Source organism: Anaerovirgula multivorans (assembly GCF_900188145.1).
Taxonomy (GTDB): domain Bacteria; phylum Bacillota; class Clostridia; order Peptostreptococcales; family Natronincolaceae; genus Anaerovirgula; species Anaerovirgula multivorans.
Map to the genome: position 1 here is coordinate 26,292 of NZ_FZOJ01000030.1, position 14,764 is coordinate 41,055.

A 14,764-nucleotide genomic window follows, 5' to 3' on the forward strand; every position below is an offset into this window, starting at 1 on the left:
AATTTTTTTGTTTTCACAAGTGAAGCCCCAAAATTCACATATGTATTATGGAATCTCTTCACTTATTTTTCTTACAAATTTATTGAAAAGATTTTCTTGTCTTCCAATATTTTTAATGTTATATTTCTGGCTCTTCGACCGTCAGCTTCATCATTTCCTTCAATTTTTGTAGCAAAAAAGTATACATCATCTCCTCTTTCCACATACCCTATAAACCAGCCAAGAATGCTCTTGTCATTAATCATTGATGAGGCTGTTTTTCCATACAATATACTGGTACCATCGCTGCCGAGTTGTATTGTCTTCTTTACAATATCAATGTTTTCAGAAGTAAACGGTATTTCATAGGTGTAAAAATCCTTAAGAAACTCTACCTGCTGGAAAGGAGAAATCTCTAAGGTTCCTCCAATCCAAAAGGTCTCGACATCTCCCTCTACTCTTTTATTTCCATAATTCAATATATTTATATATTCCTTCATCTGTTGCAGCGTTACGTACTGATTGGCTTTCTGAAAATACCAATTTGTTGAATATTGAAAGGCTGATGCTAATGTATGATCCCTATTCCAATCTTCAAAGGGGTAATTTGTCCCATCCCACTTTATAACTGTATTCTCATCCTCTAACCTCCCAGTTTCAAGACCTATTAAAGCACTAAGAATTTTAAATGTAGAGTAGGGAGAAACTTTCTTATTAATCATTTCCTCATTGAAAATATGATATTGTTCTTCCTTCATATCCATCATAACAAAGGTGCCTTCGTAACCTTCAAAATATCTACTCAAATCTTCTTGTATTATTTCCTTTGTTGGGTCTATTTGTTGTGAGTAGTTAGTCATAGTAGAAGCAGTCTCAGGATTTGTCAACAAAATACATCCTATGAAAAAAGATATTGCCAATTCTTTCAACTTTATCTTCCTGTTATCCTTTTTAAAATCCATAATAGAATAAATTCTTCTTTTGATACACCCACTAGTACTCCCAATTCCCATGATAAAGGAGGTAGCTATGGGTGAAGGAAATTCTTCCAAAACTGCTATAATTGTTCTACCATAATCTCTATATTCATAGGTTTCTAAATAGGAAAGTACATAACTATCGCAGGCTATTTCACGATCCTGCTGCATATGATAAAATCCATACCATATAATAGGATTAAACCAATGTATAATCTTTAAAAAGCAGATAATCCAATTGATGTATACATCTCTATTTTTATAATGGATTAGTTCGTGTAATAAAATATATTTTGCTTTTTTTAGGCCAAGCTTTTCTGTTATATTTACAGGTAATAGAATACACGGACGTATCATACCAAAAAAAGCTGGTGACCGGATTTCATTGGTTTCTATAAGATTAATGTGTTTTTTTATATTTAGGAGAGTTTTGCATTCTTCAAATAACTGCAATAGGTCGAAGCAATTTATATCACTACATTTTCTTGACCACTTTAAAAACTTTATATGTTGTATCACTAGGTAAACAGTTATAGCGATTACACCAGCTAGCCAAATTATAAATAAAATTCTATATATCAAAAATGAGAAACCTTCATTCATGGGGAAAAAATAATCTTCATGAAAATCTACAGTTTCTATAGATCCTACTGCCTCATTAAAAATCCCAGTGGTGTCCCCAGTAGAAGTACGCTGAATTCCATGGCCGACAATATAATTTCTTATATATAAAAAACCATTTATGATACTTAGTGGACTTTTAGGAGCATACGGCATCACTAATCTCACTACTAATAAAAACCATACATAATAATGCCATTTTGTATGAAATTTTTTGTGAAATAATTTCTTAATATAAAGAATGATTCCAATTAGTATGCTTCCTATAAAGGATGTATTGGCTAGCCAAAAAAGAAAACCTGTAGGCTCCATAATATCTTATCCCTTCTTTGAATCCTTTTTTTCATCTAAAATTTCTTTCAGTTCTTCAATTTCTTCCTTTGTTAGCTCATAATCTTCTAAAAAATTAGCTAGCATAGCTTGAAGTCCACCTCCATATACTCGTCGCAGGAAAGACTGACTTTCTGCCTTTACACATTCTTCCTCCATAACTAGGGGAAAGTAAAGATAAGTTCTTCCTTCCTTATTAAAAGAAATGACTTTTTTCTTAACCAGTCTACTCAAAAGAGTTTTAATAGTTTTTGGCTTCCATGTTACAGTTCCTTCTAGTTTTTCTATAACATCATTTGCAGTAATAGGAGAATGTGCCCAAATTATTTTCATAACTTCCCATTCCGCCTCTGATATTCCTGGTATCTTCTTCATACTAACACCTTCTTTAGATTAGTTTTATAAGCTTATGTCGCTATCATATCTACCTGTATAATTTTTGTCAATAATACTACCTTAATTAATGATGCTTCTCTAAAGAACTTCCCACCATGTATCATACGCTGCTATTAGATAAATTACTAAATTGCCATATAGATTACCAATGTAATCCATATGGTATATATTACATTGGTAATCTAGTTTTGTCAATATGTTTTTCACTCTTTATCTGTAGATGTAAACAGTATATCTATAGAATATCCCGCCTATTACTACTTTTGTATTTGGAATAATCATCTTAAAAACAAAACAGAAGCTTAACTTCTTATTGTGGAAGTAAGCCTCTCTCTCGAACTTAGTAAACTTTTATAAGCTTTTATACTGCCTTGTTGGAGTCTAATTCATATAAGCATCTATAACCTTAGCCACATAATCTTCAGATCCTGATTTAGCCAGAATCATAATAGATTTCTCTGTATTACTGGGAATTTTAGCACGATAAGCCTCCGCTCCATCCCTATCCAATCTTTCCTCCCTATTTACAGTTACCTCATTACTATTGGCAATTTCATAATCTTCTAGTATCCCAGCAACGCGATATCCCAAATCTCCTGTTGGGCATTCTAGTCTTTTTATCCTCCCAATAGCGTCTTCAAGCTTTGCCATATCTCCATCCTCCTAATAGCTTATTTTACTTATAGTATCTCCTGTTGTCCGTCTCTCATTCTACTATTAACATGAAAAAAAAGAAGACAAAAATAAGAATGTGGCAGATTATATTAATCTACCACATTCTTATTTTTGTCAGAAACTATAAAGCCCTCTACATTGTTTGATTTTCTGCGATCATTTGCTTCATAATTTCATTACTTCTCTTAATAAAGCTGGTCATAGCCTCTGGAGAAAGAGGTTTATGGCTTAATACTGCTAAATCATAGACCTGCTGAGCTATCAAATCTGTCATTTCTGTTTCTTTGTCTCCCTGGCCTAGAATATATTGAATAAGTGGATGTTTTTTATTTAATACAAGCGTTTCTTCACTAGGCATCATTCCTGGATTGAATCCGCCCATACTATACTGTTTCATCATTTCCTGCATTCTTCTGCTTTCTTCTGGAAGAATAATCATTCCCGCAAGATCCTCAGACTTTAGATTTTCTAGTTGGATTTTAGAATCCTCTTTTTTAAGAATCTTATTAAAAATCTTTGTAAGGAGCTCTTTTTCCTTTGTGGCTGTCTCCTCATCTATCGTTTCATCTATGTCCTTCATCAATTCTGAAATGTTGGAGTCTACTCTTTTGAAGCTGATATCCTGTTTTTTCATTTCAATATGAGATAGAAATGCAGTATCAATACTATGATCTAAAATAACAGCTTCTATATCATACTCCTTTATCATTCTAATATATTGTGCCTGCTGAACTGGATCTGACACATAATACACTTGTTTATCAAGCTTTCCAGTATGTTTTTCAAGATATTCTTCAACTGTTACGTACTTCTCCTCAGTAGTTTTATAAAGAATAATACTTTCAACCTTTTCATAGAACTTATTATCCTTAATTAATCCATATTTGACAAATGGACTAATATCATCCCAAAACTTTTCAAAGCCTTCTCGGTCTGATTTAAAAAGGCTATTTAACTTATCCGCCACTTTTTTAGTAATATAATCAGAAATTTTCCTTGTAAAGCCATCGTTTTGCAGGAAGCTTCTTGATACATTTAATGGCAAATCAGGACAATCGATAACACCCTTTAAAAGCAATAAAAACTCTGGTATAACCTCTTTAATATTATCTGCCACAAAAACTTGACTGTTGTAGAGCTTAATACGACCTTCAATGGTATCAAATTCTGTATTTAATTTAGGAAAATATAATATTCCCTTTAGGTTAAATGGATAATCCATATTAAGGTGAATCCAGAAAAGAGGTTCTTGAAAGTCTTTAAAGGTCTTTCTATAAAAATCTTTATACTCTTCATCGGTACAAGAATTTGGTTGTTTTAGGTATAAAGGAAGTACATCATTCAAAGCCTCGGGTTCAGTAATAACAATATTTCCATCCTTATCTTTTTCTGGCTCCTTGTTTGCTACCTCTAGATAAATAGGATAGGGCATAAAGGAACAATACTTTTCAATCGTAGATCTTATCGTATATTCACTTAAAAAGTCTTTTCCCTGTTCTCCTAGATAAAGAGTGATCTCTGTGCCTCTGTCACTTCTATCGCTGTTCTCCATCTCAAACTCCGTACCACCATCGCAGCGCCATTTCACTGCTGCTGCATCTTGTTTATAGGAGAAAGTATTGATCTCAACTACATCTGCCACCATAAAGGCAGAGTAGAAACCAAGACCAAAGTGTCCAATAATCTGATCAACATCCCCTTTGTCCTTATAGGTTTTTAGAAAATCTTCAGCTCCTGAGAAGGCGATTTGATTGATATACTTCTTTACTTCCTCATCTGTCATACCAATGCCATTGTCAATAAATTTTAAGGTTTTTTCTGTTTCATCTAATATTACCTTTACCTTAAAATCTGTATTGCCATCTAAGTCGGCTTCCCCTAAACTGTTTAGTCTTTTTACCTTCGTGATGGCATCACAAGAATTTGAAATTAACTCCCTAATAAAGATATCGTGATCTGAATATAACCACTTTTTGATGATGGGAAAAATATTCTCACTGTGAATTGATAAATTTCCTTTTTCTTTACTCATTAAATACCCTCCTTATCACTTAATATTATGTAAGTATTTTTCTATTGGTTTTGAGTATTTTCAACTCCTATACAAATTATTTTACAACTATATGGATTTTCAGTCAACAAAAAATTTAGCACTCTCTGTTAGCGAGTGCTAAAACTATTTATTTCAACCTCTTTGACTCCCAGCTTTTCTACTTTTTCCTTTAAGGCTTCCATATATTCTTTCGAAGGGATCTTTCCTTGGATTTTTGCCTTCTGCTGAGCATTAAGTCCTGTTATATGTAGAGGGATCAGCTTGTATAGTACCTCTGGATAGTGCTTTAAGCTATGGGCCACCTTGCATAAGGTATTTTCTACATCTATATAATCTAGAGCAATTACAGTTCTTACCTCATATACCTTATGGAGGCTTAAAAGATATTGTAAATTCTCTAAATTGTTTTTCATTTGGCATCCACATAATGCTTCTATTTTATCAATTGCTTTGATATCAATCATAAACTTATCCGTCACATGAATAAGTTCTTTGATCTGCTCCGTATCAAAAAAGCCATTGGTATCAACAAAGCAGGAAAGACCTAATGTTTTTACTCTTTTAAAAAGCTCTATTATAAAATCTGCCTGCAAAGTGGGTTCTCCACCAGATACAGTAATTCCTCTTATAAAAGGGTGATACCCTTCTATAATTTCATATAATTCCTCTACACTATATTCCTTTATTCTTGGAGATGCACTATGTTTACAGGTTCTTATACATTGATCACATTCTGTACAGCGCTTTTCATCATAAATTATTTTTCCTTCCCAAGCTTTGATGGCCCCAGTTGGACAATTAACAACGCAATCCATACAATGTATGCACTGGTTTATAGTTTCAGAATTGTGACAATAAACACAGTTAATATTGCAGCCTTGAAAAAAGATTGCTAATCTGTTGCCGGGTCCATCTACATTTGAGAAGGGAATGATTTTGTTGATAAATCCCTTATTCTTCATCTTTTCTCAGTCTTCTTTCAAAGACATTTGCTATACTGTTTGTTCCATGCCCTAAAATATCTGTATCCCTCAAAACAGCATTTCCTTCTCCCGCTTTTCTTGCTTCACTCTTCTTCACTAGATAACCTGTAACTCTTATAAGGTCTGTATTATGGAGATAGGTCGTAATATATCTTCCGCCTAAGGAAAAGGCCCCCTCTATAATATCCAACACTGCATCAGGTTTATTGAGATAGGTTTCATCAAAGGCAAATAAATCACCTGTTCCAGAGACAAAGTATTCATGGAAAGGAACGGCCTGCCTTATGTGGAGAGGAAGAATAGGCTCCTGGCCTACCTTGATCCTATGAGCTGGCGTGTTGCAGCTATCCTCTTCACTAAGACTTGCTCCTACCTGCGCATGTAAAAGATATCTATTATTGGTTCTCTCAGAGTAGATACCTTCATGGCTGTTTGCAACATCTTGGATAACCGTTAAAATACTATGACCAATCTCATCTCCTCGTTTTGAGGTGCCAAAGGTTTCCTCTAAACCCTCTACTTCTAAAATATAGTTCACTGCATCTGCTAATCCTACCATACCAAACATGGCAGAGAAGTTTTCTCTCTTTATATAGCCTTCCTTTACAAGAAAAGATGTTTGAAAAAAATTAGATTCCTCTACTAAGAAGCGTATTCTCTTGTCCATCATAGTAGCCATTGCCTTTGTTACCTTTGGCAGCCTATCTTTTAGAAGCTCCTCTAAGGACTTGACTCCTTTCACGATAGTACCCAGTCTCAATCGTGGTAGGGTATAGGCACCTCCACCATGGGGTAAAGCATTATAACAGCTTACCAGCCTATGATCTCCCATATCTTTGCAATATTTCTTATCATTACTAAAGGAAGGTTTTGATACCCTTAAGCAGGCATCTACCGCTTTGAGGGCAAAGTCTTTTGAGGTCTTATCTTTATCATATCTTAGGGTCATATTGGGTGTAGGATTTTCTAGCTCAATGGCAGCCCTTAGTATCAATTCCCCCGCCCTTGTTTTCTCAGGTCCTATATCTCCATGGCAAAATGAATCCGGTATGGCTTTATCGATATGGTTCAAAAATCTTTTGATTTTTATATAATCCTTCTCTTCTTCTGTAATAAAGGGCTCCATCAATTTATCAAGGTCTCCTACGAATACAGGAAAGGAGGTTATTGAGGGAATATGCCTGTATAGAATAAGTAAACTGTCCAATAGTTCATCTAAATCGATTGGAGGCTTTAGGCCTAGAAAATCACAGCCTTTTGACAGCAAAACATAATAATCAGGCACAATATACCTAGGTCGATAAAGGGTATAGCCTTCATTTAAGTCACAGATCATTTCATTCTCAATATACATCATTTCTGTATCAGTATATCCTAGGACTTCTCTAGGGTCCAGTAATCTTTCCGCCACATTGGCAAGATTAAAAAGCTTCTGTTGATAGGTTAAACTTCTGCTGGTGGCAATGTCCATAATATCGCTGATTTTTGATTGCATAGAAAACATCTCCTTACTTTGTTTGTCATCTATAGTAGATTTTAAAAATCTACTTCTTTAGGATATATTATACCTCATTTCTTTTGATAATTGCATTGCTCCTTTTAAAAATATGAATAAAACTGTTTCGCAGGAGATCCTTCACTCTTCCTCTTAACTCTTTAACAGCCTGTTTTTATAATAGTTGAACTCATACCATCGATTATACTGTCTTTTTAGTATCTCTTTTTGTTCTTCTAAATGTGCTCTAATTTCAGTTCTTACATCTACATCTTCTACTTCTAAAAGCTTTCTAAGTTCTGGCGCTGCATCATAGGATAGTTTTTTCATATAATCCATATCTATTACTCCAGCTTCCCTATATCTTATAATATTTTCCTTTGCTATAACTTGATCTACATTGATGAAATTCAGCCCTACGTAGACAGCTAATGTAGCGATAACTGCATACTTAAAAATTGGGATTTTGGGAACCCAGATTCCAAGTAGGACAATCACTAGTAAAATACCAATTAAAATCATAAATACTTGAACAAATACTCTTAGTCTGGTGAAACCATAGGCACTTTCATATAAATACATCTTATAGCTTGCTGAAATCAGCATGTTAAAGGTGAATGCAATCAGTAAACTATAGGATAGATTAGCTATTTTATTTACTTTTTCATTCTCTTTCTTCGTCAAATTTATGCTTAATAACAATATACCGAAGTTGATAAGTGTCACCAAAATCAGTTCAAAAAAGCCTTTTCTAGCATACTCAGCATAGGAAAATCCTTCTGGCAAAGCCTGCATTCCTCCAATATATAGGTAGGAAAACTGTACGATTGTAAAGAGTAAATAGGCAATATTTATAACAAAGATAATGGTTATCATGGTTATTGGTTCCCACGAAGCTCTAATGAGACTAGCTTTTTGATTTTCATTCGTTATTTCATTATATTTAAAGCTCCATAAAAATCCAAACATATATACGGTTATGATTCCCACGAGAAAAATTTGATTCATTATACTGACAACACTGAATTCACCAAATAGGTTGCCTATGTTTTCAACATAGTATTTAAACATCATATCAGCAGATGTTAATAGCGTTACAATGATAATTAACAGTGGGATGGAAATGATCAGCCCTCTTATTATATTTTTTCTAGTAGCATTTTCTTTGAATTTTTTCCTATCTCTTTTTATTTCTTTACTGAAGATGAAAAACTTTGGTAAAACATTGAAGGTTTTTGAAAAAATCCTTTCTAGTACATTGGTTATGAAATGCAAATTGATTTTCTTTATTTTTTCATATCTTATTGTTAGCAGATAGCTGGTTATCAAAAAAGGTATGAGTAATACATTTAAACTCCTTAATGTAGGATTGTTATAGATACCAAAGCTTAAAGACAAAAGTATGATAGGTATCAAAAACACAAAGCTTAGAGGCTTCTTCAATTGAACATGATTATGGATCCCACAAATTGAAGCAATAAGAATGGTCATACTATAAAAAAAGCCCGATATTCCTATACTGTCCTGCATAAAGAAATGGTTAAATAAAGTTCCTAAGCCTAGAGCCATCAGCATAACTAGTATTTTACTATTGATTGTCTCTTTGCTGTCAACTTGGTTTCTCCCATTTTCTATATATAGGTTCTTCAGATACTTCTTCCCCCTTTTACTGTTAAAATGAGTATTGCTAATGACCTCCATCCATGGAGCCTGGTATTCTTTTTTTATAGCCTCTTTTAATAATAATCTTATGTACTGTGCTTCAATTTCCCTAAAACTCCATACATCATTTAACTCTACCCATTTTAAATCTACTGGCTTAAAATTTTCTCTACAATCATTTATTTTTTCTAAGGATTGCTCTAAATCTATCTCTTCCTTCTGTAAATCAATAAAAAATGTTTTTATATCTTTACCTATTTCTTCTTGAAATTCAAAGGTTGTAGCCCCTTTCAAACCTAGTTGTTCCTCTAATCCTCTTCTTATGGCAGTTATTTCCTTTTCATTCTCCTTTACTTCTTCACAGATAAAGAAACGATCGATTCTCCCAGCCCTATTCATTCCTTCTATAGAAAGGATTTTATTGTCTTTTATAATGATTCCTTGCACTTTTTTAGCCATCTTCTTACCCCTTTTAAACAAAATTAGTCTTCATCAGCAACATACTCTAATATATCCCCTGGTTGACAATCTAACTCTCTGCAAATAGCCTCCAATGTATTAAACCTAATAGCCTTTGCTTTATTATTTTTCAGGATGGAAAGGTTTGCGTTTGTTATACCAATACGCTCCGCCAACTCCTGTAATGAAATTTTTCTTTTTGCCATCATGACATCTAAATTAACAATGATCTTCATAAGCTTCTCCCTTATATGGTTAAGTCATTTTCTTCTTTGTATTCCACTGCACTTTTAAAGACTTTTTCTAATACTAAAATGAATACTCCTGCAAAGAAAAAGATAAAAAACTCAAAATCTGTGTGGATTCCTTTTGCATCAATGTATATAATCTCAAAACTTTTATAACTGGGATTAATAAAGAAGTTTATAAAATAGCAGATGGCTATGATAAAGCTTCCTATCCATATCTTTTTTAAGCTCCTTACATTATCCCAAACAAAGGGTTCCCGAGTTATAAGGGTTTTTGTTATTTTTCTTAGGTTGTAAACAATATAAATCAAGGAAGTGCCGCCAATAAGGAATAGCCCATATACAAAAGCTAGTATTGGGGTAGCTTCTTTGAAGGAAGTTGTGAATAATGTGTCTTTAGAAATAAATATAAATAGTCCTAAGCCTATCAATAGTAAAACATCTAATACTACTTTAAGAAAACTTGATAAAGAATTTTTCCCATAATACTTCATGCTTCATCCTCCCATAGCCTTATATCTATAACACATTAAATTTTCAGTGTTATTTTGATATGTAATTTACTGTATTTTTATAATAACACCTATTTTATCATAAATCAATATATTTTTATCGATAAACAATAAATTTTTATCTCTATAGATTTTAAAGAAGTGTACGATTTGAAGCTGCGAGAATATATTGGTGTGTAGATCCGTTCCTTGTTTTAACAAACCATATTTATTGATGATTTCATTATCTCCGCAGACCCATCCATTTAGTCATCCATTGTTTATGATAATGTCTTAAACAAAAATCTACAGTTGGTTTTCTGTTTTATCCAATAAAACAAAAAGAGCTATTATTTGCCCTTCTAAAAAATTTAGATTAAAAGGCTCAGCTATAATACTGAACCTTTTAGTATTAAGGTATTATATTATTAAATTTTTCTTTATATCTTCCGAATACAAAGTAATTTACAACAACATAAAGAATAAGAAAGGCTATACTGCCGATGAGTATGATTGTATTTGCACTAAAGTTAGGCATCATTAGGTAAAGAAGATACAGCCCACCACCTATTACTACCCTTATTAATAGAGCAAGCATTACATTTAAGTTATTTTTAACCGCTGCAGTTGGACTGGTCCAATTTAACGTAGGTCTTTCTATATTAATTATTATATCAACGGTGGAGAAAAACAAGGTTCCACAAATACAAAATACTATAGCCATGATCATCATGGTATAGGTTACTGGTAAATAAATTGCTCCTGCTATGGCGATAATTATTGAACCTGCAAAGGATAAAACCAACGTTGCATAAATTCTATATCTTATATTATCTACTGTACTAATTGGTAAAACTTTTGTTTCCCAAAAAGCCTTCCCCTCTCGGGTAATTACTGTAGCTGAAAGACTTCCAATAATAGCTGGGGTTGTTATTGTTGCTGCATAAATATATATTATATAAGGAGCCAGCATAGGAGATGTAAATATTCCCGATGTGAGCTCTCCTGTAAATGACATCATGGCGAACATTAAAATTGGTATTAACATGTTTAATACTGTATTTAGTAAAAAGATAGGATTACTAAATATAATTCCTATATGCCGTTTAATCATTTGTATTGTCTTGCTTCTAGCTTTATAATAGATTTTACCCTTTTCTACTAGTGCTCCTCCCTCTTGATTAAAGGCCAGTAAACTTCTACTATATAGAAGATGACAAACGAGTTTCAATGCAAAGATGAAAGCTATATTAAGAAGAATGAAGAACCCTCCATTGATTACTGAGCCTTGCACCATTTTTGTTAGCCAGATACTAGGAGGAAAGCTTCGGCCAATAAATTTTAATAGACCATCCTCTTGAAGTAAGATACTATCAAGCACTTCAGGTTCCATTTCAACACTTACTAAAACCGTCTGTAAATATATTATTGCAGCCAATAATAATAAGTTACCAGCTACAACCATCATATTTCTTTTTTTACCTCTGCTGATAAAGGACATAAAGGGGATGATGATCAATGCGGATAATATCATTGGCAATAGTGGTGATAGGAATAATGCTATAAGCCCTGTTATAAAGCTAAGCAACTGAAACCCTTCTCTTGTACTGTAGATTATAACTGAAGTTCCAAAGAAAAAGCATCCAATTGTTAAAAGATAGATATAGACCGTTGCAAGCTTAGAAAATACAATAGTATCGTTTTTCACAGGTAACGACGCTAAAAATTTTAAATCCTTCGAATAGAAGAATACTGAAATTATAAAAGGAATACCTGCAAAAAACATCATCATCACATTGCCTATATACATATAGGTAATTGTAAGTTCTGGGAAGCCCATGCTGGAAAAGGCATCATACATTTTGGTCACTAATTGTAGTGCTGGAAGAATTAGAAGTGCTGGTAATACCAAGGCTAATATTCTAAGCCATTTATTTTTTACATTTAAATACTGAGTATATTTACTTAGAAAATCATTTACTTGAATTTTGGTTAATGCTATAAGCTTATTCATCCTTTGTCATCTCCAAGAACACTTCTTCCAGTGTTATATCCTTACTCTTTTTAATATTTTCCAGCACATCACAAGCTATAAGTTTTCCTTTATGAATGATCGCCACCCTATCACATAAATTCTCCACCACTTCCAGCCCGTGGGAAGAGAAAAATATTGTGCCACCCTTTTCGCAGTGCTCCTTCATTAAATCCTTTAGAATCCTAGCAGAATGTGGATCTAATCCTACCAAAGGTTCATCTAAAATAAACAGGTTAGGGTTTGGCAGCAGGGCTCCAGATATTAATAGCTTTTGTCTCATACCATGGGAATAGGAGCTAACGGTTTGAGGAAGCGCATCATAGATCTGGAACGCCTTAGTAAACTTCTCAATCCTTTCTCTTCTATCCTTAATGGACACTTCATACATGTCTGCAATAAAGTTTAAATAATCTATTCCCTTTATTGCATCAAATATTGTTGGATGATCAGGTACAAAGGTAAAGTTCTTTTTTGCTTCAATAGGTGTCTTTGAAATGTCCATCCCATTGATTTCTATACTTCCTTCAGTTGGTGCAATAATTCCTGTAATCATTTTTATCGTAGTTGTTTTCCCTGCACCGTTTGGTCCAATAAACCCTATAATTTCTCCTTTGTTAATTTCTAATGAAATATTATCTACTACCTTTTTCTTTTTATCATAGGTCTTTGATACATTTTTTAAAACCAACATAAATTACACCTCTCTAATTCATTTTCTAATTCTATTCTTTCTAGGATTTTTACTTTCTTTTTTATATCTGTTATATATATAATATAACAGATATAAATGTATATCAAGACTTTTGATAAATTAAGTTCTCTTTTTTATATCTAGACATACGCCTTTAGGCTTAAAGTCTATTATACAAAAATTGCCCCCATACTTGATGGGAGCAATTAAGAATGTATGGTTAAGCTGATCTAATCCTTTGGCTCTTCTGCATTACCTTAAGAATGACTTCATCTGCTTTATCCATGCCTTCGTAGGACAATCTTTTTAAATTTTTTATAGTATCTTCTGCGGTTTCAGCAATTATTCCATTTCCTGCTGGAATAATCTGATGATCTATCGCTAGGAGAGCAGCCTGTACAGCAGCAGAAGCAGATGTAGAAAGCTTCAAAGCACAGCCTACCTTAGCACCATCACAAATCATTCCACTAATATCACCTAAAACATTTTTAATGACACCCTCTATTTCATCCATTTTTCCTCCCATTAGCCAGACAATTGCTACACCAGCACCTGTACCAGCAGCAACCCCACAGCCACATAAAGCAGATAATCTGCCAATATAATGCTTTATATAGCTGTTCATCATATGACTCATAGCTAAAGCCTTCGCCAGCTTTTCCTCTGGAACATCGAATATCCTTTTATAAGCTACAATAGGCAAAATAGCTGTCAATCCATTATTCCCACTACCGTTGCTGCTCATTACAGGCAGCTTCAAGCCTGACATTCGAGCATCTGAAGCTGCTGCAGTCAACACCTTGGCATAATTCATCAGGTCGTAGGATAAAATACCTCTTTTCATATTTTGATGCAGTGTGTAACCTACCCCCAGCCCTACTTTTTTTGTTAAACCAGACATGGCTACTTCTTCATTCATACTTAAACCCTCTAACATAAAAGCAATCCTTTGATGAGGTGTTTTTTCTATTGATTCTATAATAGTACTAATCTTAAGGTTATATATACTTTCTCCTCGATCTATAGCTTCAGTAGCATTTTCTTGAAGATTCTCTACCACTTCTCCCTGTCTTTCTAAATAAACAAACTGATTATGCTTTCCTTTGATGATTACTCTGGAAAATCCTTCATTGGTATTGAGTTTTACCTCAATATACACCTTCTCCCGAGTATCCTTTATATCTAATCGTAATTTACCGCTTTCTAACAGCTCTTTTGCAAGCTCTATTTCCTCTTTTTCAATGGACTCTAATAATTGTAATCCTTTTTTGCTTTCTCCTCCAATAAATCCTAATGCTGCTGCAATATATAGACCTACTTCATCTGTAGGAGGGACACCTACAGCTAACCCATTTTTATAGATATTTGGACTCACACTGACGTGAATATCCGTTGCTTCTTTAGTATTCAACAATTCCCTAGCCTTTGCACAGGCCAAGGCCACTGCTACAGGTTCGGTGCAGCCTATAGCAGGAACTACTTCCTTTTTTAGTGTTTCAACAATTACATCTTCTAAATTCACGATATTCCACCACACTTCATATGATTTTATACAATATTCATATTGCAAAAATCATGCCAACCTAAAGCCTTTAAATATAGCCCTTTTAAGAATTGTTTTTCTCAAAATGAGAATATCTATAAAGAAAGTAGTCTCAAAATGAGAAAT

General features: G+C 33.5%; 12 protein-coding genes. All 12 read right to left on the reverse strand.

Annotated elements, in window-relative coordinates; genetic code table 11:
• Window positions 1-71: 71 nt before the first annotated feature.
• The 12 genes from CHB72_RS20370 to CHB72_RS20425 all read right to left on the reverse strand — a co-directional run bounded on the left by CHB72_RS20370 (window position 72) and on the right by CHB72_RS20425 (window position 14,617).
• Window positions 72-1,889: a BlaR1 family beta-lactam sensor/signal transducer gene (locus CHB72_RS20370; protein WP_089284720.1), complete on the reverse strand. Its 1,818-nt coding sequence runs from the start codon at window positions 1,887-1,889 to the stop codon at window positions 72-74.
• A 6-nt stretch (window positions 1,890-1,895) separates the two neighbouring features.
• Window positions 1,896-2,282, reverse strand: a complete 387-nt coding sequence (locus tag CHB72_RS20375) for a BlaI/MecI/CopY family transcriptional regulator (protein ID WP_089284721.1) — start codon at window positions 2,280-2,282, stop codon at window positions 1,896-1,898.
• A gap of 402 nt (window positions 2,283-2,684) precedes the next feature.
• Entirely contained in the window at window positions 2,685-2,954 is a 270-nt protein-coding gene (locus tag CHB72_RS20380) for a hypothetical protein (protein ID WP_089284722.1), read from the reverse strand.
• A gap of 157 nt (window positions 2,955-3,111) precedes the next feature.
• Complete coding sequence (gene htpG, locus CHB72_RS20385; protein WP_089284723.1) at window positions 3,112-5,010, reverse strand: molecular chaperone HtpG; 1,899 nt, start codon at window positions 5,008-5,010, stop codon at window positions 3,112-3,114.
• Between the two features lie 128 nt (window positions 5,011-5,138).
• Window positions 5,139-5,993: a YjjW family glycine radical enzyme activase gene (locus CHB72_RS20390; protein ID WP_089284724.1), complete on the reverse strand. Its 855-nt coding sequence runs from the start codon at window positions 5,991-5,993 to the stop codon at window positions 5,139-5,141.
• Window positions 5,983-7,509, reverse strand: coding sequence for a YjjI family glycine radical enzyme (locus CHB72_RS20395; protein WP_089284725.1), 1,527 nt, complete (start codon window positions 7,507-7,509; stop codon window positions 5,983-5,985). The genes CHB72_RS20390 and CHB72_RS20395 overlap by 11 nt, the downstream gene beginning before the upstream one ends.
• Before the next feature lie 153 nt (window positions 7,510-7,662).
• Window positions 7,663-9,630: a DUF4153 domain-containing protein gene (locus CHB72_RS20400; protein ID WP_089284726.1), complete on the reverse strand. Its 1,968-nt coding sequence runs from the start codon at window positions 9,628-9,630 to the stop codon at window positions 7,663-7,665.
• A 23-nt stretch (window positions 9,631-9,653) separates the two neighbouring features.
• A complete protein-coding gene (locus tag CHB72_RS20405) occupies window positions 9,654-9,866 on the reverse strand; it encodes a helix-turn-helix domain-containing protein (RefSeq protein WP_089284727.1) in 213 nt (70 codons plus the stop codon).
• 11 nt (window positions 9,867-9,877) lie between these two features.
• On the reverse strand, window positions 9,878-10,372 hold the full coding sequence (locus tag CHB72_RS20410) for a DUF2975 domain-containing protein (RefSeq protein WP_089284728.1): 495 nt from the start codon (window positions 10,370-10,372) through the stop codon (window positions 9,878-9,880).
• Between the two features lie 409 nt (window positions 10,373-10,781).
• Window positions 10,782-12,383 (reverse strand): hypothetical protein, encoded by a 1,602-nt coding sequence (locus CHB72_RS20415; RefSeq protein WP_089284729.1) that lies wholly within the window; start codon window positions 12,381-12,383, stop codon window positions 10,782-10,784.
• The gene (locus CHB72_RS20420) at window positions 12,376-13,095 is read right to left on the reverse strand and encodes an ABC transporter ATP-binding protein (RefSeq protein ID WP_089284730.1); all 720 of its coding nucleotides are present in this window, start codon (window positions 13,093-13,095) and stop codon (window positions 12,376-12,378) included. The genes CHB72_RS20415 and CHB72_RS20420 overlap by 8 nt, the downstream gene beginning before the upstream one ends.
• A gap of 220 nt (window positions 13,096-13,315) precedes the next feature.
• The gene (locus CHB72_RS20425; protein WP_089284731.1) at window positions 13,316-14,617 is read right to left on the reverse strand and encodes an L-cysteine desulfidase family protein; all 1,302 of its coding nucleotides are present in this window, start codon (window positions 14,615-14,617) and stop codon (window positions 13,316-13,318) included.
• Window positions 14,618-14,764 lie beyond the last annotated feature (147 nt).

Coding starts and splice junctions, on each gene's coding strand:
- CHB72_RS20370 (WP_089284720.1), bottom strand. CDS start 1,889: ATGGAGCCTACAGGTTTTCTTTTTTGGCTAGCCAATACATCCTTTATA.
- CHB72_RS20375 (WP_089284721.1), bottom strand. CDS start 2,282: ATGAAGAAGATACCAGGAATATCAGAGGCGGAATGGGAAGTTATGAAA.
- CHB72_RS20380 (WP_089284722.1), bottom strand. CDS start 2,954: ATGGCAAAGCTTGAAGACGCTATTGGGAGGATAAAAAGACTAGAATGC.
- htpG (WP_089284723.1), bottom strand. CDS start 5,010: ATGAGTAAAGAAAAAGGAAATTTATCAATTCACAGTGAGAATATTTTT.
- CHB72_RS20390 (WP_089284724.1), bottom strand. CDS start 5,993: ATGAAGAATAAGGGATTTATCAACAAAATCATTCCCTTCTCAAATGTA.
- CHB72_RS20395 (WP_089284725.1), bottom strand. CDS start 7,509: ATGCAATCAAAAATCAGCGATATTATGGACATTGCCACCAGCAGAAGT.
- CHB72_RS20400 (WP_089284726.1), bottom strand. CDS start 9,630: ATGGCTAAAAAAGTGCAAGGAATCATTATAAAAGACAATAAAATCCTT.
- CHB72_RS20405 (WP_089284727.1), bottom strand. CDS start 9,866: ATGAAGATCATTGTTAATTTAGATGTCATGATGGCAAAAAGAAAAATT.
- CHB72_RS20410 (WP_089284728.1), bottom strand. CDS start 10,372: ATGAAGTATTATGGGAAAAATTCTTTATCAAGTTTTCTTAAAGTAGTA.
- CHB72_RS20415 (WP_089284729.1), bottom strand. CDS start 12,383: ATGAATAAGCTTATAGCATTAACCAAAATTCAAGTAAATGATTTTCTA.
- CHB72_RS20420 (WP_089284730.1), bottom strand. CDS start 13,095: ATGTTGGTTTTAAAAAATGTATCAAAGACCTATGATAAAAAGAAAAAG.